This is a genomic window from Kitasatospora sp. NPDC056531 (genome assembly GCF_042794375.1).
Classification (GTDB): domain Bacteria; phylum Actinomycetota; class Actinomycetes; order Streptomycetales; family Streptomycetaceae; genus Kitasatospora.
The window spans coordinates 99,167-120,762 of the sequence record NZ_JBHTTU010000005.1 but is presented as its reverse complement, the minus strand read 5'-3'; the positions used below and the strand labels follow the sequence as shown (position 1 = coordinate 120,762).

At 71.0% G+C, this 21,596-nt stretch carries 17 protein-coding genes; 4 read left to right on the top strand and 13 right to left on the bottom strand.

Annotated features, from left to right (window positions below; translation table 11 throughout):
* The 4 genes from ACFQ87_RS08185 to ACFQ87_RS08170 form a co-directional block, all read right to left on the bottom strand.
* The coding region (locus ACFQ87_RS08185) for an aldo/keto reductase (protein ID WP_380609780.1) at window positions 1-269 on the bottom strand (269 nt) is incomplete at its 3' end.
* On the bottom strand, window positions 266-1,030 hold the full coding sequence (locus ACFQ87_RS08180) for an SDR family NAD(P)-dependent oxidoreductase (protein WP_380609779.1): 765 nt from the start codon (window positions 1,028-1,030) through the stop codon (window positions 266-268). The genes ACFQ87_RS08185 and ACFQ87_RS08180, both read right to left, overlap by 4 nt.
* Entirely contained in the window at window positions 1,027-2,364 is a 1,338-nt protein-coding gene (locus tag ACFQ87_RS08175) for an L-fuconate dehydratase (protein WP_380609778.1), read from the bottom strand. Before ACFQ87_RS08175 ends, ACFQ87_RS08180 begins: the two co-directional genes overlap by 4 nt.
* 11 nt (window positions 2,365-2,375) lie before the next feature.
* Window positions 2,376-3,227 carry a fumarylacetoacetate hydrolase family protein gene (locus ACFQ87_RS08170; protein WP_380609777.1) on the bottom strand — a complete coding sequence of 284 codons (852 nt, stop codon included), beginning with the start codon at window positions 3,225-3,227 and terminating at the stop codon, window positions 2,376-2,378.
* Window positions 3,228-3,589: 362 nt separating this feature from the next.
* Here ACFQ87_RS08170 and ACFQ87_RS08165 point away from each other — a divergent pair, with 362 nt between their 5' ends.
* The 3 genes from ACFQ87_RS08165 (at window position 3,590) to ACFQ87_RS08155 (ending at window position 7,305) form a co-directional block, all read left to right on the top strand.
* Window positions 3,590-4,642: a sugar ABC transporter substrate-binding protein gene (locus ACFQ87_RS08165; RefSeq protein WP_380609776.1), complete on the top strand. Its 1,053-nt coding sequence runs from the start codon at window positions 3,590-3,592 to the stop codon at window positions 4,640-4,642.
* A gap of 76 nt (window positions 4,643-4,718) precedes the next feature.
* A complete protein-coding gene (locus ACFQ87_RS08160) occupies window positions 4,719-6,290 on the top strand; it encodes a sugar ABC transporter ATP-binding protein (RefSeq protein ID WP_380609775.1) in 1,572 nt (523 codons plus the stop codon).
* Complete coding sequence (locus ACFQ87_RS08155; RefSeq protein WP_380609774.1) at window positions 6,274-7,305, top strand: ABC transporter permease; 1,032 nt, start codon at window positions 6,274-6,276, stop codon at window positions 7,303-7,305. Before ACFQ87_RS08160 ends, ACFQ87_RS08155 begins: the two co-directional genes overlap by 17 nt.
* A 32-nt stretch (window positions 7,306-7,337) precedes the next feature.
* Here ACFQ87_RS08155 and ACFQ87_RS08150 read toward each other — a convergent pair whose 3' ends face one another.
* Window positions 7,338-8,516 (bottom strand): hypothetical protein, encoded by a 1,179-nt coding sequence (locus ACFQ87_RS08150; protein WP_380609773.1) that lies wholly within the window; start codon window positions 8,514-8,516, stop codon window positions 7,338-7,340.
* Between the two features lie 802 nt (window positions 8,517-9,318).
* Between ACFQ87_RS08150 and ACFQ87_RS08145 the strand changes: the two genes are divergently transcribed.
* On the top strand, window positions 9,319-10,830 hold the full coding sequence (locus ACFQ87_RS08145; protein ID WP_380609772.1) for an alginate lyase family protein: 1,512 nt from the start codon (window positions 9,319-9,321) through the stop codon (window positions 10,828-10,830).
* 123 nt (window positions 10,831-10,953) lie between these two features.
* On the opposite strand, the gene ACFQ87_RS08140 is transcribed toward ACFQ87_RS08145, so the two are convergent.
* The 8 genes from ACFQ87_RS08140 to ACFQ87_RS08105 all read right to left on the bottom strand — a co-directional run bounded on the left by ACFQ87_RS08140 (window position 10,954) and on the right by ACFQ87_RS08105 (window position 21,436).
* Window positions 10,954-12,396, bottom strand: a complete 1,443-nt coding sequence (locus ACFQ87_RS08140; protein WP_380609771.1) for a non-reducing end alpha-L-arabinofuranosidase family hydrolase — start codon at window positions 12,394-12,396, stop codon at window positions 10,954-10,956.
* Between the two features lie 92 nt (window positions 12,397-12,488).
* Complete coding sequence (locus ACFQ87_RS08135) at window positions 12,489-13,643, bottom strand: glycoside hydrolase family 11 protein (RefSeq protein WP_380609770.1); 1,155 nt, start codon at window positions 13,641-13,643, stop codon at window positions 12,489-12,491.
* A 416-nt stretch (window positions 13,644-14,059) separates the two neighbouring features.
* Window positions 14,060-15,322: an MFS transporter gene (locus tag ACFQ87_RS08130; RefSeq protein WP_380609914.1), complete on the bottom strand. Its 1,263-nt coding sequence runs from the start codon at window positions 15,320-15,322 to the stop codon at window positions 14,060-14,062.
* 200 nt (window positions 15,323-15,522) lie between these two features.
* Window positions 15,523-16,527 carry a LacI family DNA-binding transcriptional regulator gene (locus ACFQ87_RS08125; RefSeq protein WP_380609769.1) on the bottom strand — a complete coding sequence of 335 codons (1,005 nt, stop codon included), beginning with the start codon at window positions 16,525-16,527 and terminating at the stop codon, window positions 15,523-15,525.
* Between the two features lie 121 nt (window positions 16,528-16,648).
* On the bottom strand, window positions 16,649-18,112 hold the full coding sequence (locus tag ACFQ87_RS08120) for a glycoside hydrolase family 1 protein (RefSeq protein WP_380609768.1): 1,464 nt from the start codon (window positions 18,110-18,112) through the stop codon (window positions 16,649-16,651).
* Between the two features lie 40 nt (window positions 18,113-18,152).
* Window positions 18,153-19,010: a carbohydrate ABC transporter permease gene (locus ACFQ87_RS08115; protein ID WP_380609767.1), complete on the bottom strand. Its 858-nt coding sequence runs from the start codon at window positions 19,008-19,010 to the stop codon at window positions 18,153-18,155.
* Window positions 19,011-19,016: 6 nt separating this feature from the next.
* Window positions 19,017-20,000 carry a carbohydrate ABC transporter permease gene (locus tag ACFQ87_RS08110; protein ID WP_380609766.1) on the bottom strand — a complete coding sequence of 328 codons (984 nt, stop codon included), beginning with the start codon at window positions 19,998-20,000 and terminating at the stop codon, window positions 19,017-19,019.
* A gap of 92 nt (window positions 20,001-20,092) precedes the next feature.
* On the bottom strand, window positions 20,093-21,436 hold the full coding sequence (locus ACFQ87_RS08105; RefSeq protein ID WP_380609765.1) for an ABC transporter substrate-binding protein: 1,344 nt from the start codon (window positions 21,434-21,436) through the stop codon (window positions 20,093-20,095).
* Window positions 21,437-21,596 lie beyond the last annotated feature (160 nt).

Below are 21,596 nucleotides of genomic sequence, written 5' to 3'. Positions count from 1 at the left end.
CCAACCATCCGACGACCTTGGGGGAAGAGGAGTCCTTTCCCCTGGGGACGGCCGCGCAGGCTCTGCCAGCTCCCCCGCCAGGAACCCCCCAGGCCGTAGTGCGGGGCGGTGTCGAAGTACCGCACGCCCGACTCCCAGGCGGCGGCGACGGCCGCCTCGGCGTCGGCGTCGGTCACCGGGGTGAACAGGTTGCCGATGCCCGCCGCGCCGAAGGCGAGTTCACCGACCTCCACCTCGCTGTGCCCGAGGGTCCGGCGGCGCGGGATCACGACCCGGCCTCCGGCCGCAGCCGCAGGCCCGCCATGCCGCCGTCGACCTGCAGCGCCGTACCGGTGGTGCTGCCGGCGGCCGGGGAGGCCAGGTAGGCGATGGCGGCGGCCACCTCCTCGGCGGTGACCAGGCGCCCGTGCGGCTGACGGCCGCCCAGCTGCGCCCGTTCGGCGGCCGGGTCGTCGGCGGCGTCCAGCAGCCGGCCGACCCAGGGCGTGTCGACGGTGCCGGGGTTGACGCAGTTGAACCGGATGCCCTCGCGGACGTGGTCGGCGGCCATGGCCAGGGTGAGCGACAGGACGGCGCCCTTGCTGGCCGAGTAGAGCGCGCGCTGCGGAAGGCCGGCGGTGGCGGCGATGGAGCAGGTGTTGACCACCGCGGCCCGGGCCGAGCGGCGCAGGTACGGCAGGGCGGCCCGGGTGGTGCGGACGACGCCGAGCAGGTTGACGTCGAGGACGCGGTGCCACTGCTCGTCCGGGTTGTCCTCGACGGTCCCGATCGCGCCGATGCCCGCGTTGTTGACCAGGATGTCGATCCCGCCGAGCGCCTCGGCCGCCGCCTGCACGGCACCGCGCACCGAGGTGTCGTCGGAGACGTCGGCGGTGAAGCCCAGCAACGGCTCCTTCACCGTCTCCGGGGCGAGGTCCAGGACGGCCACCCGCGCGCCGCGCTCGGCGAGCAGGGCGGCAGTGGCCAGGCCGATCCCGGAGGCGCCGCCGGTGACGAGCGCCGTGAGTCCGTCGAGTTCGGCCGTCGTCATGCGATCGCCTCCTGCTGTTGCGCCAACTCCTCGGCCCAGAAGGAACCATGGGGGTAGTGGTAGGTGTCCAGCGAGGCCTGGTGCATGGCCGCCGAGAATCCCGGCGCGGTGGGGGCCCGGTAGTGGCCCTCGGTGACGACCACCGGATCGAGGAAGTGCTCGTGGAGGTGGTCGACGAACTCGATGACGCGGTCCTCGGTGGTGCCGGTGAGGGCGACGAAGTCGAACATGGACAGGTGCTGGACCAGCTCGCACAGGCCCACGCCGCCGGCGTGCGGGCAGACCGGTACGCCGAACTTGGCGGCGAGCAGCAGGATGGCGAGGTTCTCGTTGACGCCGCCGACCCGTGCCGAGTCCAGCTGGAGGACGTCGATGGCGCCGGCCTGGAGCAGCTGCTTGAAGACGATGCGGTTCTGCACGTGCTCGCCGGTGGCGACCTTGACCGGGCTGACCTGCCGTCGGATCGCCGCGTGCCCCAGCACGTCGTCGGGGCTGGTGGGCTCCTCGATCCAGTACGGGTCGAACTCCGCGAGCGCTTTGGTCCATTCGACGGCCTCGGCCACGTTCCAGCGCTGGTTGGCGTCGATGGCCATCCGGATGTCAGGCCCGACGGCCGCGCGGGCGGCCCGGCAGCGGCGGATGTCGTCCGCGAGGTCGGCGCCAACCTTCAGCTTGATCTGCCGGAAGCCGTCCGACACGGCCTCACGGGCGAGGCGGGTGAGCTTCTCGTCGTCGTAGCCCAGCCAGCCCGGGGAGGTGGTGTAGGCGGGGTAGCCCCGGCGGAGCAGCGCGGCGGCGCGTTCGTCGGCGCCCTGCTTCCCGCGCCGCAGCAGCTCCAGCGCCTCCGCCGGGTCGAGGGCGTCGGCGATGTAGCGGAAGTCGATCTGGGAGACGAGCCACTCGGGGTCGGCGTCGGCGAGCAGCTGCCAGAGCGGCTTGCCCTCCTCCTTGGCGGCGAGGTCCCAGACGGCGTTGACGACGGCCCCGATGGCCATGTGCATCACGCCCTTCTCCGGGCCCAGCCAGCGCAGTTGGCTGTCGCCGATCAGGTCGCGGTAGAGCGAGCCGGGGTCGGCGCACAGCTCGGCGACCGGGCGTCCGAGGACGTGCGGGCGGAGCGCGTCGATGGCGGCCACCTGGATGTCGTTGCCGCGACCGATGGTGAAGGTGAAGCCGTGGCCCTCGTGGCCGCCCTCGGAGGTCCGCAGGACGACGTAGGCGGCGGAGTAGTCGGGGTCCGGATTCATCGCGTCGGACCCGTCCAGCTCCCGCGAGGTGGGAAAGCGGACGTCATAGGTGTCGACGGCGGTGATCCGCGCTGTGGTTGCGGACAAGGGGATGCCTTTCACGCGTTGCGGAAGCTCTGGCGCTGGGTGCCGAGGCCGTCGATGGACAGCTCGACGGTGTCGCCCGCGCGCAGGTAGGGGGTGCCGGGCAGGCCCAGGGCCACGCCGGCCGGGGTGCCGGTGTTGATGACGTCGCCGGGGCGCAGCACCATGTACTGGCTCAGGTACCAGACCAGGTGGGCGACGTCGAAGATCATGTTCTTGGTGCTGCCGTCCTGGCGCGGCTCGCCGTTGACGGCCAGGCGCAGTCCCAGCTCCTGCGGGTCGCCCACCTCGTCCGGGGTCACCAGCCAGGGGCCGAGCGGGTTGAAGCTCTCGCAGGACTTGCCGAGGTCCCATTGGGCGGAGTACTCCAGCTGGAACTCCCGCTCGGAGACGTCGTTGCTGATCGCGTAACCCGCGATGCACTCCGCCGCCTCCGCCGGGTCGGCCAGGTAGCGGGCCTCGCGGCCGATGACGACGGCGAGTTCCACCTCCCAGTCGGTCTTCGCCGAGCCGCGCGGGATCAGCACGGGGTCGAAGGGGCCGACGACGGTGGACGGGTCCTTCAGGAAGACCACCGGCCGCTCGGGGACGGCCGCCCCGGTCTCCTCGGCGTGGTCGCGGTAGTTGAGGCCGATGCAGACCACCTTGCCGGGACGGGCGACGGGCGGCCCGACTCGCAGGCCGGTCGGGTCCAGGGCGGGCAGCGAGCCCTCGGCCAGGGCGGCCCGGACCCGGTCGATCCCGCCGGAGGCGAGGAAGGCGCCGTCGATGTCGTCGGTCAGGCCCGCGAGGCTGAAGGTCGCGCCCTCCTCGTCGCGGACTGCCGGCGCCTCCGCTCCCGGCCCGCCGAGTCGCAGCAGCTTCATGTGGTGGCTCCCATCAACACATCGGATGTATCCGTGCTGCCATGACCATACGAGGCCTCATCGGGCGTCGCAAGGATTCCTCCGATGTTTAATCGTCACCTGCCGGCTGGTCAGCTCAACTCAGCTCAACTATCCAGGTCGGGAAGGTTCTTGGCTTCCCTGTCGGGCCGCTGCGGCGGCCGCGATCACGGTTCGGAATCATCCGAGGTTTCCTCTTGTCAGTCGGATGCCAGGCTCGTAGAGTCCTCGGCACCACAAGCCATCCGATGTCTTCTGCCGGATGCCCGGTCGCTTTCTCTGTGATCCGCCTCCCACCCCGCCCCGCAGGGGCGCCGGCCTTCCCAGCCAAGGAGACCAGCACCATGAAGCTCCGCTCCTCCAGAATCGCGGCCACGGCCGCCACCGTGGCCGTCCTGGCGGGGTTCGCCACGGCCTGCAACCGCGGCAGCGACTCGACCTCCTCCGGATCCGGCGGCGGCAAGCCGGCGATCGGCATCGACCTGCCGCGCGCGGACTCCGACTTCTGGAACTCCTACGCGCAGTACGTCAAGCAGGACGCCTCCTCCCAGGGACTGAACACCCTGCCGGTCAGCAACTCGCAGAACGACGTGACCAAGTTGGTCGCCAACGTCCAGGTCTTCCAGAACACCGGCGCCAAGGCCGTCGTCATGGCTCCGCAGGACACCGGCGCGATCGCCTCCACCCTCGACCAGCTGGCCGCCAAGAAGATCCCGGTCGTCAGCGTCGACACCCGCCCCGACAAGGGCAACGTCTACATGGTGGTCCGCGCCGACAACAAGGCCTACGGCACCAAGGCCTGCGAATTCCTCGGACAGCAGCTCGGCGGCAAGGGCAAGGTCGCCGAACTCCAGGGCGCGCTGAGCTCCATCAACGGCCGCGACCGCTCCGAGGCCTTCGCCGCCTGCATGAAGGAGAAGTTCCCCGGCATCCAGGTGATCGAGCTGGCCACCGACTGGAAGGGGGACGTCGCCTCCGCGAAGCTCCAGTCCACCCTGGCCGCCAACGCCGACCTCGGCGGCATCTACCTGCAGGCCGGCGGCGTGTTCCTCCAGCCGACCCTCGCCCTGCTCCAGCAGAAGGGCCTGCTCAAGCCGGCCGGCCAGCCGGGGCACATCGCCATCGTCTCCAACGACGGCATCCCGCAGGAGTTCGACGCCATCCGCAAGGGCGACATCGACGCCACCGTCTCCCAGCCCGCCGACCTCTACGCCAAGTACGCGCTGTCCTACGCGCAGGCCGCCGCCGAGGGCAAGACCTTCCAGCCCGGCCCCACCGACCACCAGTCCACCATCATCTCCCTGCCCAACGGCCTGGAGGACCAGCTCCCCGCGCCGCTGGTGACCAAGGACAACGTCGACGACAAGTCCCTGTGGGGCAACAACGTCGGCCAGTGAACCAAGCCCCCCGTGAGCGGACGCGGTGAGCCCCCTGGCCGCCCGCTCACGGGGCCCGTGGAGAGGACACCCCGCCATGGCGGACCCCAGCCCCCTCCGGGGCCCCGTCGTCGAGGCCGACGGGATCAGCAAGCGCTACGGCGCCACCGTCGCCCTCAGCGACGCCCGCATCTCCGTCGCCCCCGGCGAATCCCACGCCCTGGTCGGCCGCAACGGCGCGGGCAAGTCCACCCTCGTCTCGATCCTCACCGGACTGCAGAACCCCGACACCGGCACCCTGCGCTTCGACGGCGAACCCGCCCCCGTCCCCGGCGACACCGACGCCTGGCGCTCTAAGGTCGCGTGCGTCTTCCAGCGCTCCACCGTCATCCCCGCGCTGACCGTCGCCGAGAACCTCTTCTTGAACAGGCAGGGCCTCGACCGGCCGAGCACCGGTGCGCTGCGCCCGATCAACTGGAGGCGACTGCGCTCGCGCGCGAGCGAACTGCTCGCCGAGTACGGCGTGGACGTCGACCCGACGGCCCGCGCCGAGGACCTCACCGTCGAGCAGCGCCAGTTCGTGGAGATCGCCCGGGCCCTGTCCTTCGGCGCCCGGTTCATCATCCTGGACGAGCCCACCGCCAAACTCGACGCCCGGGGCATCGGCCGCCTCTTCGACAAACTGCGCGAACTCCAACGGCAGGGCGTGGCCTTCCTGTTCATCTCGCACCACCTCCAGGAGGTCTACGAGCTCTGCACCACCGTCACGGTCTACCGCGACGCCCGGCACATCGTCACCGCCCCGGTCGCCGACCTCGACCAGCAGGCCCTGGTGGAGGCGATGACCGGCGAGACCTCCCGCGGCACGGAGCCCAGCTGGTCGGTGACCGGTCGAGCGCTCCCGGACGGCGCGCCGCTGCTCGACGTCACCGGCCTCAGCCTGGCCGGCCACTACCACGACGTCGACCTGACCGCCCGGCCCGGCGAGGTGGTCGGCCTGGCCGGTGCCGCCGCCAGCGGCAACGTGCAGCTCGGCGAGACCCTCGCGGGCCTGCACCGACCCCGGACCGGGCGGGTCACCGTCGCCGGACGCCCGGTGCGCACCGGCAAGGTGCCCGCCGCGCTCGCGGCCGGCATCGGCTTCGTCCCCGAGGACCGGCACGTCCAGGGCCTGGTACCCCAGCGCAGCGTCGCCGAGAACGCCACCCTCACCGTCACCGACCAGCTCGGCCCGTACGGCACCGTCCTGCCCTCACGCACCCGCGGCTTCGCCCAGCGCATGATCGACGACCTCGACATCAAGACCCCGGGACCGGCCACCCCGGTGTCCGCGCTGTCCGGCGGCAACCAGCAGAAGGTCGTCATCGCCCGCGCGCTCGCCACCCGGCCCCACGTCCTGGTCGCCATCCGCCCGACCAACGGCGTCGACGTCAAGTCCAAGGAATCCCTGCTCGGCACCATCCGCCAGGTCGCCGACGAAGGCAGGGCCGCCCTGATCGTCTCCGACGAACTCGACGACCTACGGGCCTGCGACCGCGTGCTGGCCATGTTCCACGGCCGCGTCGTCGCCGAGTTCGAAGCCGGCTGGAGCGACGAACAACTGGTCGCGGCCATGGAGGGCATGACCGGCCCGACCGACCCGAAGGAAAACCATGACTCCCACCACTGAGCTCCCCGACCTCCCCGGCACGGCGGTCGCCGCCCCCGCCGCTCGCCGCTTCGACCTCGCCCGCTACCGAGACCTGTCGCTCGTCCCGGTCCTGCTCGTGCTGGGCGTCATCGGCTTCGTGGTCTCGCCCGCCTTCCTCACCTCCGACAACCTCCTCGGCGTCGGCCAGCAGGCCACCGAACTGAGCCTGCTGGTCCTCGCCGAGGCGATCATCCTGATCGCCGGGCGGATGGACCTCTCCCTGGAATCCACCATCGGTGTCGCCCCGGTGATCGCCGTCTGGCTCGTGCTGCCCGACCACGGCGCTCGCTTCAACGGCCTCGGGCTCTTCCCCACCTGGACCGCGATCCCGCTGTGCCTGCTGGTCGGCGCGCTCATCGGCGCGATCAACGGCTTCCTCATCCTCAAGCTGCGCCTCAACGGCTTCATCGTCACCCTCGGCGCGCTCACCCTGCTGCGCGGCCTCCAGGTCGCCGTCTCCCAGGGCCAGTCCATCGTCAACGTGCCCGACTCCTTCCGCTACCTCGGCAGCGCGAGCTGGCTCGGCGTCCCGGCCGCGATCTGGATCTGCGCCCTGCTCTTCCTCGCCGGCGGCTGCGCCCTCGCCTGGCTGCGGCACGGCCGCGCCCTCTACGCGATCGGCGGCAACGCGGAGGCCGCCCGGGCGGCGGGCATCCGCGTCGACCGGATCGTCTGGGCCGTGCTGGTCCTCGGCGGCCTGCTCGCGGCGTTCGCCGGCATCCTCTACACCGGCCACTACGGCTCAATCTCCGCGGACCAGGGCAACGGCTGGATCTTCCAGGTCTTCGCCGCCACCGTCATCGGCGGCGTCAGCCTCAACGGCGGCCGCGGGACCCTCTTCGGGGCCCTCACCGGCGTCCTCACCCTCCAGCTCGTGGTCAACGTCATGACCCTCGCCGGCGTCCCGCCGCTGTGGAACCAGTTCCTCAACGGCGCGATCATCATCATCGCGCTGATCATCTCCCGCTACGCCTCCGGCGAGAAGCAGGAGTAGCCCGCGGCCGTAGCGGCCGGCGGGTCCCGCCGTCACCCGCCGTCACTCGCCGGTCCTGCCGCAGAGGGCCTTCTCGACGAGGGCCTGGTAGAGCCGGACGGACTTCTCGGAGTCACTGTCGTCGTACACGTTGCTGGACAGTGCGAACTGGCGGCTGCCGTCCGCCATGCCCAGCAGGGCGGTCGAGTAACCGGACCCGAAGGCCCATTCGCCGCCCTGGCTGGGTTCGGCGGCGAGCTGCACCATGGACCTGCCGGTGGACATGCAGCGGGCGGCGACCGACCCGGGCGCGTAGCCGACCGGCGCCGCCGGTCCGGGGGATCGGTTCGGGTCCTCCTTCGCGCTGTGCCGGGCGGCGCGGCCGAGCGTGATGGTGCCGCCGGTGGCGACCGCGGCGACCAGTGGACGATGACGAAGTCGATCGAGGGGCCCGCGATGGAGAGCACCGTGTGGTTGAAGTCGGCGCTGTCGCCGGAGGCCGTGAACCCGTCCGGGTAGCCCCCGGGGGTGGCGAGCACGGCTCCGATCTTCACCGTCGGGTCGACGGCCTTCATCGCCTTCGCGTAGGCGACGAGGTTCGTCGCGTACTCCTTCGGGCTCTTGTCGGCGTGGGTGTCGTACTCCCAGCCGTTGCCGTTCTGGTAGTGCCCGTTGCCGTAGACCTCGTTGCCGATCTCCCAGTACTTGATGCCGTAGCCCTTGTCGACGTTGGCGTACTTGACCCAGTCGGCGGCCTCCTGGGGGCTGCCGGAACCGTAGTTGGCGGTGATGATCGGTTGGGCGCCGACCGTCTTCGCGGTGGCCATGAAGTGGTCGAAGTCGGTGCCGGGCGCGGTCCAGCTGCCGCCGCCGGTCAGGCTGTGGGTCTTCCAGTGGTAGTTGTCCGCGACGGAGCCGCCGGGGTATCGCAGCTGCCGGATGCCCGCGGCCTTCATCAGCGACGACGCGGTGGCGTCGTTGAGGTTCGGGTCGTAGACGGCGGTGTTGAGGCCGACCCCGGTGGCGGGCACCGTGCCCAGCGAGGTACCGGCGTCCACGGTGATCGCCACGGTCGGCGCGGCGCTCGCGCTGAGCGTCAGGGTGCCGGCGCAGGCAGAGCCGGTGAGCACCGCCAACGCCACCGTGACGGTGCGGCGGCGGGCCCGGCCACGGCGGTGCGTACGGCCCCGGGGCGTCGGCTGCTCGGCGGTGATCAGGTCGTCAGATGGCACGTGGGCTCCCCATCGGAATGCGCGGATACCGGTGGCGGGCTGCCGCTTGCTGCGGCCCCGCCGTTGTCGTTGCCCCCCTTGGTGGCGGCCCGGATCGGAAAGGTTGCCGCCGTGGTCGATGTTCTTTCGAGGGGCCGCGCGCGCTCTCAGTCCGTCGTGGCGCCGTCGAGCCGGAAGTGCCGGACGACCACGACGGGGGAGCCGGCCAGGGCCGCGGTCGAGGCCTCCGGGCACCGGCGCAGCAGGTCCCAGGACATCTGGGTCGGGAGCGGGCCCCGGCCGGTGTCAGGGTCGGGCGCCCGGTGCGGGCGGCGGGGCTCCTCGCAGTGCCGGACCTGGAAGCCGAGCGGAAGGGCCGCAGTGAGGTAGTCGCTGAGCGGCCAGTGGTGGTTCGGCGAGGAGGGAAGGACGGCCGACCGGGTCGGGACGACGCACCGGCGTCGGCCGGAGGTAGGACGCCAGCAGGTGCGCGTCCGAGATCACGAGGTTCCCGCCGGGACGCAGGACCCGCGCGAACTCGGCTGGCACAGGCGCAAGTTGGATCATGCGCGGCAGGGCGAGCGCGCAGAGAACGCGGCGGCCACGCTGTCGCCGGGCGCCCGGACCGACGTGGGGTACATCTCACTGGGGGCGTGTCCGGAGGGGAACCCCAGTCGACGCGCGGACGGGGTTCCCCGTGATGGTGAGTCGGGAATTCCGCGGGGACGCAACACTGTCCTACGATGAGCCGGCCATTGATGTTAGCGCTCACATTCCAGGACGTCTCCTTGACCGGAAGCGTCAATGATGGGGAGACAGCCCAGTGACCCACTACCACAGCGATCAGCACCCGAGCCGCCGCAGCGTCCTGAAGCTGGCCGGCACGGTCGGGCTCGGGGCCGGCGTCGTCGCGGTGAGCGGCACGACCGGTGCCGTCGCGGCCCCCGGTCCCGTGTTCGCGCACCCCGGGCTGCTGCACACCCAGGCGGACCTCGACCGGATCACCGCCAAGGTCAACGCCGGTGCCCAGCCGCACCTGGCGGGCTGGCAGCGGCTGACGGCCAACCGGCACGCGCAGAGCGGCTGGAAGGCGAACCCCCAGGCCACGGTCTACCGGGGAGGCGACGCTCCCCAGAACTTCCCGACCCTCTACAACGACGTCCACGCCGCCTACCAGAACGCCCTGCGCTGGCGGATCAGCGGCGACCGGGCCCACGGCGACGCCGCCCGGGACATCCTCAACGCCTGGTCGGGGACGCTGAAGCAGGTCACCGGCAGCGCCGACCACTACCTCGCCGCAGGTATCCAGGGCTACCAGTTCGCCAACGCGGCCGAACTGATGCGCGGCTACCCCGGCTTCGACCTCGACCGGTTCAAGACCATGATGCTGCAGGTCTTCCACCCGGTCTGCGACAACTTCCTCCGCGAGCACAACGGCGCGTTCATCACCAACTACTACGCCAGTTGGGATCTGCTCGCCCTCTGCTGCGTCTTCGCCACCGGTGTCCTCTGCGACGACCGGGCCAAGGTCGACCAGGCCGTCGAGTACTACCGCCGCGGGGCGGGCAACGGCTCGCTCCAGCACGCCATCCCCTACGTCCACCCCGGCAGCCTGGCCCAGTTCCAGGAGTCCGGCCGCGACCAGGGGCACACCACGCTCGCCGTCGGCCTGATGGGCGCCTTGTGCGAGATGGCCTGGAACCAGGGCATCGACCTCTACGGGGAGGACGACAACCGCTTCCTCAAGGGGGCCGAGTACGTCGCCAAGTACAACCTCGGCGAGGACGTCCCGTTCACCCGCCTCACGTTCCAGCAGGGCGCGCCCGGCGTCTGGTCGAAGACGGTGGACGACGCCAAGCCCTCCGCCGACGGCCGGGGCGATCTGCGCCCGATCTGGGCGGTGATCCAGAACCACTACGTCAATCGCCGCGGCCTCTCGGCGCCCTACACCGCGGCCATGGCGGCGAAGGTCGGGCCCGAGGGTGGCGGTGGCGACTACGGTCCGAACAGTGGCGGCTTTGACCAACTCGGCTTCGGCACACTGGCGTTCACCCGTGACAAGGCCGAAGCTCCCGTGCCGCCGCCCGCGTCGGTGGGATCGTCGGCGGGAGCGTCGGGGCCGCAGGGATCGCCCGCGCCGGCGGGAGCGTCGGCGGGCGCCGCAGGCTCCTCCGGGTCGGCTTCTCCGAGTCCGACCGGGGGATCGGCGAAGGATCTCGCCGCCACCGGCTCGAACGGCCTTCTCCCGATCGGCGGCGCGGCTCTGCTCGCCATCGGCGGCGGCGCGCTGGCCCTGCGTGCCCGGGCCCGCCGCAAGGGGGCGCATCGCGCCTGACCGGTGCCCGTGGAAGATCGTCCGCCCGGGCCGGGCGAGGCGGTCGGCCTGCGCAGGTCTGCGGAAGAGGGGAACCCCAGCCGACTCGGCGGCTGGGGTTCCCTGTGGCGGATTGCGGGCGGGTCAGCGCTGGAGGGTGAGGAGGCCGGGCCGCCAGGGCAGTTGGTCGTATGGGCCGCTGGCGGTGGGGGACTTGCCCTGGTAGAGGAACTGGAGGTTGCAGGGGTCGATGGTCATGGTCTGGTCGGGGTTGTTGCGGACCAGGTCGCCGTGGCTGATGTCGTTGGTCCAGGTGGCGCCGCTGTTGGCCTTGCCGGCGAAGGGGTTGCTCTCGCTGGCGGCCTGCGGGGTCCAGGAGCCGTTGAGGCTGGTGGCGGTGAAGGAGCGGAAGTAGCGCCCGTTCGCCCCCTGCGCTTCGACGATCATGAGGTACTGGTTCCGGTCCTTGACCTTGTAGACCTGCGGTGCCTCGAAGAGGTTGTTCGGGGAGTCGGTCATGACGGTGGTGTAGGACGAGCCGAAGTTGCCCGGGAAGTTTCCGATCGGCATGCTCGCCCGGTAGATGCTGCCGTTGTCGCCGGCGAAGAACAGGTACATGTTCTGGTCGTCGGCGATCAGGGTCTGGTCGATCGGGCCGGTGCCGGAGTTGGGGATGCTGCCGGTGAACAGCGGCTGCGGCGCGGACCAGCCGTTGGGGTTCGTCGGGTCGCTCGACGTGCGGTAGATGAACGGCCACGGACCCCACTGGTACGCCAGCACCCAGGTGTTCTTGGGCGCGAAGTAGAACAGTGTGGGCGCCACCGCGGCCTGGCTCATCCCGGTCTGCCCGGCCGAGGCCATGTCCGACCAGTTCGTGAAGGGCGTGAACATCATCGAGCCGTACGAGGATCCCGACACGTTCGAGGCGTAGACCAGGTGCTTGCCGTTGTACACCACGTCGGTGAAGTCCTTCACCGAGGCCCACCCGTTCGCCGGCTGCGCCAACGCACCCGTCGACGACCAGCGGTACGTCGACGGCAGGGCACAGGTACCGCCCGGCGGAGCCGACGCGGACAGGCCGGTCCAGTTCTGGTTGCTGCCGCCGTTGCACGGCCAGATCTCCACCGCCGTGCCGTTGGCCGTACCGGCGCCCGTGACGTCCAGGCACAGCCCGGACTCCACGCCGACCACCGTGCCGTCGGAGTTCACCTGCCACTGCTGGTTCGCGGCGCCGCTACAGCTCCAGATCTGCACCCGGGTACCGGCCGTGGTGGCGTGGCCCGGCACATCCAGGCACTTGTCGCCGTACACCGTCAGCTGGTTGCCGGACGTCGACGTCCAGAGCTGGTTGGCCCCGTTCGAGCAATCGTAGATCTGGAGGGACGCGCCGTCGGTCCGGCCGGCGTTCTGCACATCGAGGCACCGACCGGAACCCACACCGCGCAGGGCGCCGCTGGTGGCGGCCTGAGCCGTGTCGGAGGCCTGAGCCGTGGTGACGCCGAGCGTGGCCGCCAACGCGGCCACGACCGCGACCACGGCAGTGAGCGCCGTGGACAGCTGCCCTCGGTTGGACCTTCGTTTACGCATGGGGAACTCCTTCATGAGCGGATGGAGCCGTCAGGCATTTGTGAGCGCTAACACGAGGCGCCGCAAGGTGCGCGTGCCTCGCGGCTCACAGCTCAACCGAAGTTCCAGTGCTGGTTGGCGCCGCCGTTGGAGTCCCAGACCTGGACGGGCGTGCCGTTGGCGGTCCGACCGCCGGGGATCTCCAGCGCCCGGCCGCTGGCGACGTTGGTCAGGGTGTAGGAGCCGTCGTCGTTCCGGTCGGCCCGCCAGTGCTGGTTGGCGGCGCCGCTGGAGTCCCAGACCTGCGTCCTCGTCCCATTGCCCGCCTGGCCGCTCGGCTCATCCAGGGCCCGGCCACTGGCGATGTTGGTCAGGGTGTAGGAGCCGTCGTCGTTCCGGTCGGCCCGCCAGTGCTGGTTGGCGGCGTCGCCGCCGTCCCACACCTGGAGCGGGGTGCCGTTGCCGTTCTGCCCCGCGGGCTCGTCGAGGACGCGGCCGGCCGCCGCGTCGGAGAGCGTGTAGACGGTGCCGGAGGTGATGCCCCCGCCCGGCGTGCCGCCGCCGGTGCCCCCGCCGGTGGATGAGCCCAGCGTGATGTCGGAGCTGCCACTGCTCTGGTAGCCCTCGGTGGCCAGGATCTCGTAGTTCATGGTGCCGAGGTTCATGCCGTACCTGGCCCACGCGTCGAAGTGGTTCCCGACGGTGATGGTTCCGCCGGTCCTCTTGGCCCGACGGACGCTCCAGTACTGGTTGAAGGTCCTGATGCCCTCGATCGAGGGGGCGTTGACGCGTGTCGTCTCGTAGATGTCGTAGGTGCCGCCGTCACTGGTGACGGTGCCCTTGTACGCGCCGGTGGGCTTGTAGGAGCCGTAGTTGTCGACGACGTAGTACTCGACGAGCGGGTTGGTGCTCCAGCCGTAGAGCGACAGATAGGCGTTGCCGTTGGTGCTCCACGTGCCCGAGTAGGTCACCGGGTTGCGTGAGCCGGTGCTCCAGCCCTTGCCGGCGACGAAGTTGCCGGCGTTGGTCCAGGAGGTGCTGTAGTGACCGCCGCCGTTCAGCGACATCGAGACCGAACCGGTGCCCTCGGTCCAGAACGAGTAGAAGTATCCGCCTTCGGTGCCGGTCTGGTTCGTGGTCACGGTGGCGGCGTCGGCGGTGCCGGGCAGGATCAGGACGACCGCGAGGGCCGGCACCAGGATGGGCGCCTTGCCGACGAACCGTCGGAGGCGGCGGACCTTGCGGCTCTCGGGGTGGGGAGGGTTCACGGGGTGATCCGTTCTGCCGATGAGTGGGGTGGGGTGCGACCCTGCGCCACCGGTGACCGCGAACGGATGGGTGGGCCGAACGACACCGCATGGCGGCGCAGGGAACCGGCGTGTCATCAACATCGCTCCGCCCAAAGCGAGTTGGCGACCCGGATCCGGACATCAGATCCAGACCAAGGCCATTCGCGCCTGTCGACGGCGATAGTGTTGGCCTGCACTCGACAAGCTGTCAACTCTTGCGGCCGAGAAGGCGAAAGTGTCGGCCGTAGCCCAGTCCCATCCCTTCCCGGAAAGGCGCTGGCCAAAGGTGCTTGGCGGCCGATGCGGCCGGTGGGATCCTCGCCGATCTCGCCCTGGCGGGCTGTAACTTACAAGGGCAGGCCTTTCGAAAGTTTCGGGCATCCCGGGCGGCGCCGTCAGGCGCGCTCCGCCTCCTCCAACTGCTCCGGTGCGGAAGCCTTCTGGCCTCGGCAGCGGTGCGCCCGCCCGTTGTACTCCACCTGGTGCGCCCGGATCTCGTCCGCGTTGGCGGCGGCCCAGGCGCGGGTGGCACGGATGAGCCAGAGCGTCGCGGTCAGGCACAGCGCGGAGACCGCCCCGAGCACCAGGGGCACCGAACGGACGCCCAGCGACTCGATGGCCTTGCCGAGGGCCGGCCCCGCGACGACACCGCCGACCATGGAAGACGCGATCACCAGCGCGCCGGCCCGGCGGGCCCGCGGTGCGGCGCGGTTGAGCCAGGGCAGCCCGGTGGGGAAGATCGGCGCGATGAACAGGCCGACCCCCGCATAGGCGTACGGGGCGATGCCCGGCACGGCGGCCAGCACGAGGCAGGCCGTCATCCCCGCGCAGGACACCGCGATGATTGACTCGGCGGAGAAGCGGAGCGTGATCGGGGCCACCAGGAAGCGTCCGACGGTCATCATCAGCCAGTAGACGGAGGTGGCGGTGGCGGCGAACCCGGCGCCGTAGCCGACCGTTTCCAGGTGCGTGGGCTCCCAGCCGCCGACACCCGCCTCGATACCGACGTGTAGGACGTACAGGGTGACGAAGACGGCCAGGACCGAGCCCAGGCTGCGGCTGAGAGCGCTCCCGGCGACCTCGTCAGTACCGCTACCACCACGAGCCTGCTGCGGGGTCCGGTCGTGCACGCCGCGCAGGCACAGCAGCAGTGGCAGGTTGGCCGCGGCGAAGACGAGGAAGAGCGCGGGGTAGTGATCGGCGCCGACCGTGCCCACGAGCGCGGGGCCGAGGACGGCGCCGATGCCGAAGTGGGCGTTGAGGATGTTCAGCATCGCCGTCGAGCGGCGACCGAAGCCGACGGCGAAGAGCTGGTTGAGGCCGTAGTCGACTCCGCCGAAGCCGAGCCCGGCGAGCAGCGCCGTCGCCAGGGCGAGCGGCCAGCCGGGAGCCAGGGCGAAACCCGCCGTGCCGACCGCCATCAGCAGGTAGGAGACGCCGAGGATCCGGCGGTTGCCGATGCGCCCGAACAGTCGGTCGAAGAGCAGTACGCCGACCACACCACCGACGAAGTGGGCGCTGAGGCCCAGTCCGGCGGCCGCGGGGGAGAGGCGGAATTCGTCCCGGAACGCGGGGATCGCCGGCCCGTACAGCGCCTGGAGCGCTCCGATGAGCACGAACCCGGCGCAGGAGGCCACCGTCGCCGCCGGGCTGAACATCCGTACCTCGGGGGCGGCGGAGACTGCTGCGACGCGCTGGGCGGTCGGTTGGTCGGTCACGTGCGCTCCAGACTGCGTGCTGAGGTCAGTTGACCGGTGTTCAGGACTCGCCCCCAGAACCTGTTAACGCTCTCATTGCTGCCATCGGTCACACAAGGGGATACGAACTACGCGAGTGGGGTGGGACAAGTGTGGCGCGCTCAGCCCGACGCCCGGACGACCAGCCGGGTGGGGAGCACCACCGACTCGCCGTGTGCCGGGTTCCGCAGCAGCAACTCCAGGGCACGGGAACCGAGTTCCTCCACCGGTTGGCGGACCGTCGTCAGCCCCGGGCGGCACCGCGCCGCGACGGGTGCGTCGTCGAAGCCGATCAGCGCCACGTCCTCGGGCACCCGCAGGCCGTGCCGCCGCAAGGTCCTGAGGGCTCCCGCGGCCATCTGGTCGGAGGCGGCGAACACCGCGTTCAGATCGGGGCGCTGGTCCAGCAACCATTGCATCGCGTGCTCACCGGAGGCGCTGCTGAAGTCGCCGTACGCCACGGCGGGCCGGACCGCGGCCATCGCGGCCATCGCCTGGTGGTAGCCGGTCAGCCGGTCCGCGCCGGCGGCGGTGTCCGGTGGCCCCGCGATGGTGGCCACCGAGCGGCGCCCGGACGCGCACAGCCGCCGCACCGCGGCCCTGGCGCCGGCCAGGTTGTCCGCGTCCACGAACGCCACCGTGTCCGGCTCCGGCGGCCGGCCCAGTGACACCACCGGGACCCTGGCCGCGTGCAGCAGCCGGACGAGCGTGGTGTCGCCCCACGGACCGACCAGCAGCGCGCCGTCGACGTGGCCGCCGCACAGGTAGCGCACCAGCGGCGGCCGGCGGGAGCGCCTGGGCACCGTGAAGACGGCCAACTCCCGCTCCGAGCCCGGCAGGGAGCGTCGCAGCCCGGCCAGCAGCCGTACCGGGAAGGCGTCCGCGTGGAACTGCACCGGATCGGCGAAGACCACCACGGCCACCACGCCGGTCTCGCGGGCACTGGGCGCCCGGCGGCGGACGTACGCCAACTCGCGCGCCGCCCGTTCCACCCGGGCCGCCACGTCGGTGGAGACCCGGGCGGAACGGTTCAGCACGCGGGAGGCGGTCGCGATGGAGACACCGGCCCGACGGGCGACCTCGGCCAGTGTCGGAGCGGGGTCATTGCTGTGGAAGGGCTGGGACATGGGGCCGTCCTGGATCGATCCTCGACACGGGAACTGCACCCCGAACTCATCGCGCGCGCCGGTCCACCCACCGCTGCCAGCTTCGTCGGTTGAACGAGCAGCGTCAAGGGATCCGACGCGCTCACACACCCAGGTCAGGCAGCCCGCCCCGGCGGATCACCTCCGCGTACCACCGGGCACTGTCCTTGGCGATCCGGGCCTGGGTGGCGTAGTCCACGTAGTACAGGCCGAACCGTTTGCCGTAGCCGTACGCCCACTCGAAGTTGTCCATCAGCGACCAGAGGAAGTAGCCCCGCACGTCCACGCCGGCGGCGATCGCCCGCCGGACGGCGTCGAGGTGCCCGCGCAGGTAGTCGATGCGCTGCGGGTCGTGCACCGCGCCCTCCGGCGTCAGCCGGTCGTCGAAGGCGGCACCGTTCTCGGTGACCATCAACGGCAGTCCGGGGTGTTCGCGGTGGAGGCGCAGCAACAGGTCGGTCAGGCCGGTCGGGTCGATCGGCCAGCCCATGGCGGTGCGCCGGCCGGGCGCGCGGTGGAGGAGCACGTCCGCGCAGCCGGCGAAGGGGGACTGGGCGCCGTCGCCGTGGCCCGCGTCGCTCGCGGCCGCGGAGCCCGGGGCCTCTCCGTCCGGCAGGGCCGAAGCCACGGTGGGCGTGTAGTAGTTGACGCCCAGCAGATCGATCGGTCGGGCGATCGTGGCCAGGTCGCCGTCGTGGACCAACGCCGGCCAGTCGACCAGGTGTGCCGTGTCGACGAGCAGGTCAACGGGGTAGCCGCCGTGCAGCATCGGTCCGGTGAAGACGCGGTTGCCCACCGCGTCGATCCGGCGGGCGGCCTCGCGGTCCGCGGCCGACCCGGTGAGCGGCCGTACCTCGTGCAGATTGAGCGACACAGCGATCCGCGCCTCCCTGGGCAGCGCCGCGCGCAGCGCCTCGACCGCGAGGCCGTGGCCGAGGTTGAGGTGGTGGGCCGCGCGCAGGGCGGCCGTCCAGTCGGCACGGCCCGGGGCGTGCACCCCGGAGCCGTAACCGAGGAAGGCAGAGCACCAGGGTTCGTTGAGGGTGGTCCAGATGCCCACCCGGTCGCCGAGCGCGTCCGCCACCAGTGCGGCGTAGTCCGCGAACCGCTCCGCGGTGTTGCGGGCCGGCCAGCCCCCTAGGTCCTCCAACTCCTGTGGCAGGTCCCAGTGGTAGAGGGTCACCGCGGGCTCGATGCCGTGCTCCAGCAACTCGTCCACCAGCCGCCGGTAGAAGTCCATGCCCCGTTCGCCCGCCCGCCCGCGTCCGGTCGGCTGCACCCGGGACCAGGACACCGAGAACCGGTAGGCGCCCAGGCCCAGTTCGCTCATCAGTCGGACGTCCTGCCGGTAGCGATGGTAGTGCTCGGTGGCGCGGTCGCCGGTGTCGCCACCGGCCGTCCGTCCCGGGGTCCGACTGAAGGTGTCCCAGATCGAGGGTGTCCGGCCGCCCACGTCGACGGCCCCCTCGATCTGGTAGGCCGCCGTCGCGGCTCCCCAGAGGAAGTCGGCGGGGAAGGCGGGAGCGGAGGTATCGGCCGGGGTCGACCCGGTCCGTGCGGAAGTCATGGTGGCTTCTCCAGTTCTCGTGAGATGGATTGACGGAACGTCAGTTCTTGACCGCGCCGGCGGTGATGCCGCCGACGACCTGCCTGCCCAGCAGGGCGAACACCAGCAGCAGCGGTGCCGTCCCGAGCAGCGAACCGGTGAGGATGACGGCCTGGTCGGAGTCGTACGAGCCGCCGCCGAGGCCGGCCAGCGCGACCTGGACGGTGGGATTGCTCTGGCTCAGCGCGATCAGCGGCCAGAAGAAGTCGTTCCAGGACTGCACGAAGACCAGCATGCCGAGCACGGCCATCCCGGGTCGGGCGATCGGCAGCACCACGCTCCACAGGATCCGCAGGCTGCTCGCGCCGTCCACCCGGGCCGCCTCGACCAGGTCGATCGGCAACGCCTCGGACAGGAACTGCCGCATGAAGAACACCCCGAACGCGGCCACCAGATTGGGCAGGACCACCGACTGCAGCCGGTCGGTCCAGTGCAGCCGGGCCATGATCTGGTACAGCGGGATGACGCTCAGCTGGGCGGGCACGGTCATGGTCGCCACCACCAGGCTCAGCAGGGCGTTGCGGCCCCGGAACGGCAGTTTGGCGAAGGCGAAGCCGGCCAGGGTCGCGAACAGCACCGTGCTGGCGGTCACGCAGCCCGCCACCACCACCGAGTTGAGCAGCGCCCGGCCCATGTGGACCTGGTTCCAGGCGATGTCGAGGTTGTGCCACAGGCTCCCGCCGGGCAGCAGGGGAGGCGGGGTCTGCGCGATCCGGCTGCCGGAGGTCGACGCGCCGACCAGGGTCCAGTACAGCGGGAAGAGGGACAGGACGGCGACGACGATCAGTACCGCGTACGTGAACGGTCCGGCCCCGGTGAGGCCCCGCGCTCCCGCACGTCGTCCCAGGTTGACGGCCATCGTTGCTCAACCCCCGTTCCGGGCGCGGCGGATGCGGACCAGGGTGAGGTTGAGCGCGCCGATGGCCAGCAGGATCAGCAGCATCGTCCAGGCCACGGCGGCGGCCCGGCCGAGGTGGAAGGCGTACCAGCCCTGGTCGTACAGGTACAGTCCGAGGGTCTGGTACTGGTGGGCCGAGCCGCCGCTGTGACCGGTCGCTCCGCCGCCGAACAGCAGTGGTTCGCCGAAGAGTTGGGTGGCTCCGATGCCGGAGACCACGATGGTGAACAGGATGGTGGGCCGGATGGACGGCACCGTGACGTGCCGGAACTGCTGCCACCGGTTGGCGCCGTCGAGCGCCGCCGCCTCGTACAGGTCGTGCGGGACGGCCTGCATGGCGGCGAGGTAGATCAGGGCGTTGTAGCCGGTCCAGCGCCAGGTGACGATCGTGGAGAGGGCGATTTGGGAGCTCCAGGTGCCGCCCTCCCAGTCGACGTGGCCCAGGCCCAGGTGGCCCAGCAGCCAGTTGATCATTCCGTAGTCCCGCCCGAACAGCAGCGTGAACACCAGGGTCGCCGCCGCGATCGAGGTCGCGTAGGGCGCGAGCATCGCGATCCGGAAGAAGCCCCGGCCGCGCAGACGGTAGTTGAGGAGGTGTGCCAGACCGAGGGCCATCAGCAACTGCGGCACGGTGGACAGCACACCGATGGTGACGGTGTTGCGCAGGGCGTTGCGGAACAGGTCGTCGTGGAGCAGCCGGGTGTAGTTGTCGAAGCCGCGCCACTGCATCTGGTCGGGCGTCTGGAGGTCGACGCTGTGCAGTGACACCCAGCCCGTGTAGATCAGCGGGAAGAGGCCGAACGCCACGAAGCAGACGAAGAACGGCGCGACGTACAGGTACGGCGAGGCCTTCAGGTCCCACCGGTAGAGCCGGGCGCGCCAGGGGCGGGGCGGTGGGGGAGCAGGGCGTGGCGGGCTGGGGGCGGTGGCCGGGACGGCCTCGTCGAGCATGGTGGTGACCTCTCTGGAGAACGGGGCCGGCCCATCCCGTTTCCGTACCGGCCGGGCGGGGGCCGGGGCGGGCGGACGGCCGGGGCCGGCCGTCAGTCACTGACCTTGTCGTCGATCTCCTTGACCGCGTTGCTCCACGCCTTGGCGGGGTCGCTCTGGTGCTGCTCGATGCTGAGCAGGGCGCCGTTGGTGAGGGTGTCCTTGACCAGGCCGTCCCACTCGCCGATCACGGTCGGCTGGATGGACTGCGCGGTGGCGGCGTAGATCTGGCCGGTGGGCGTGTCGCCGAAGAAGTCGAGCTTGGCGTTCTGCACCTCCGGCCGGCTCAGCGCATTGAGGTTGGAGGGCAGGTTGCCGACCGTGGTGAAGACCTTGGCCTGTTGCGCGGGTGCGGTGAGCCAGGCGGCGAGCGCCTCGGCCTCCTTCTGGTGCTTGCCGGCCTTCGGTACGGCGAGGAAGGAGCCGCCCCAGTTGCCGGCGGCCGGGGCGGTGGCGATGTCCCACTTGCCCTTGTTGGCGCTCCCGGACTTGTCGGCGACGATGGCGGTCATCCAGGACGGGCAGGCGACCGTGGCGAACCTGGAGTTGGCGAACGCCTGGTACCAGGGTGTGTCGAACTGCTTGAGGCCGGCGCTGATCCCGGCCTGGATCGCACCGGTCGCCAGGTTCCAGGCGCTCTTGACGCTGGGGCTGTTCTTGTAGTCCAGCTGGCCGCCGCCGTTGTCGTACTGCGTGGTGCTGGAGGACACCACGGCGTTGAACAGGCCGCCGGCGGAGTCGGTGAAGAAGGTGCCGGCGGGTGCTTTGGCCTGGTACTGCTTGCCGGTCTCGACGAACTTGGCCCAGTCGCCCTGCCAGAGCTTGGCGACCTGTTCGCGGTCGGTGGGCAGCCCGGCCTGCTGGAACAGGTCCTTGCGGTAGCAGATCGCCATCGGGCCGATGTCGGTGCCCAGGCCGATGGTGCGGCCGTCCGAGGCGGTGGCCTGCTGGGACTTCCACGGCAGGAAGGCGCTCCTGTCGACCCCGTCGGCCTTGCCGAGGTCGACGAACTTGTTTGCCTGCTTCTTCACCACCTGGGCGATCCGGCCGACCTCGACCGCCTGGATGTCGTCCAGACCGCTGCCGGAGGCGAGGTGGGTCTGCAGGGCGGGGTAGTAGTCGGTCTCCTGCTCGACGGTGTGCTCCACGATGGTGATGTCGGGGTGCTCCCGCATGTACGCGTCGAACAGGCCGGCCTCCTTGTAGCCGAAGGTGCCGTAGTCGCCGACGGTCAGGGTGATCTTGGCGCCGGGGGCCGCGGTGGTGGCGGAGCCGGAGCTGTCGCAGCCGGCGACCAGCAGGGCGCACAGGGCGGCGGCCGCGGCGCTCAGCAGCGGCTTGCGTACGGGAAGGACGGCGGTGGCTCTGCCGCCGTGGGTGGTGCCGGGGTTCCGCATGGCCGATTCTCCTTGTCCAGGCTGGTCCATGGCTGCGCCGCGCAACTGGCGGCCGGCGGTGCTCGGAACTGGGTGGGGCGCGAAGTGGGAGCGCTCCCACTGTGATGTGGGAAGATTGCTTCGCCGCGCGGGGCGTGTCAAGGGCGTGCACCGGCTCCGT

What these genes read in the sequence shown, in the direction of transcription:
- ACFQ87_RS08180 (WP_380609779.1), bottom strand. Translation starts at nt 1,030, where the DNA reads ATGACGACGGCCGAACTCGACGGACTCACGGCGCTCGTCACCGGCGGC.
- ACFQ87_RS08170 (WP_380609777.1), bottom strand. Translation starts at nt 3,227, where the DNA reads ATGAAGCTGCTGCGACTCGGCGGGCCGGGAGCGGAGGCGCCGGCAGTC.
- ACFQ87_RS08165 (WP_380609776.1), top strand. Translation starts at nt 3,590, where the DNA reads ATGAAGCTCCGCTCCTCCAGAATCGCGGCCACGGCCGCCACCGTGGCC.
- ACFQ87_RS08160 (WP_380609775.1), top strand. Translation starts at nt 4,719, where the DNA reads ATGGCGGACCCCAGCCCCCTCCGGGGCCCCGTCGTCGAGGCCGACGGG.
- ACFQ87_RS08155 (WP_380609774.1), top strand. Translation starts at nt 6,274, where the DNA reads ATGACTCCCACCACTGAGCTCCCCGACCTCCCCGGCACGGCGGTCGCC.
- ACFQ87_RS08140 (WP_380609771.1), bottom strand. Translation starts at nt 12,396, where the DNA reads ATGCGTAAACGAAGGTCCAACCGAGGGCAGCTGTCCACGGCGCTCACT.
- ACFQ87_RS08130 (WP_380609914.1), bottom strand. Translation starts at nt 15,322, where the DNA reads ATGTTCAGCCCGGCGGCGACGGTGGCCTCCTGCGCCGGGTTCGTGCTC.
- ACFQ87_RS08125 (WP_380609769.1), bottom strand. Translation starts at nt 16,527, where the DNA reads ATGTCCCAGCCCTTCCACAGCAATGACCCCGCTCCGACACTGGCCGAG.
- ACFQ87_RS08120 (WP_380609768.1), bottom strand. Translation starts at nt 18,112, where the DNA reads ATGACTTCCGCACGGACCGGGTCGACCCCGGCCGATACCTCCGCTCCC.
- ACFQ87_RS08115 (WP_380609767.1), bottom strand. Translation starts at nt 19,010, where the DNA reads ATGGCCGTCAACCTGGGACGACGTGCGGGAGCGCGGGGCCTCACCGGG.
- ACFQ87_RS08110 (WP_380609766.1), bottom strand. Translation starts at nt 20,000, where the DNA reads ATGCTCGACGAGGCCGTCCCGGCCACCGCCCCCAGCCCGCCACGCCCT.
- ACFQ87_RS08105 (WP_380609765.1), bottom strand. Translation starts at nt 21,436, where the DNA reads ATGCGGAACCCCGGCACCACCCACGGCGGCAGAGCCACCGCCGTCCTT.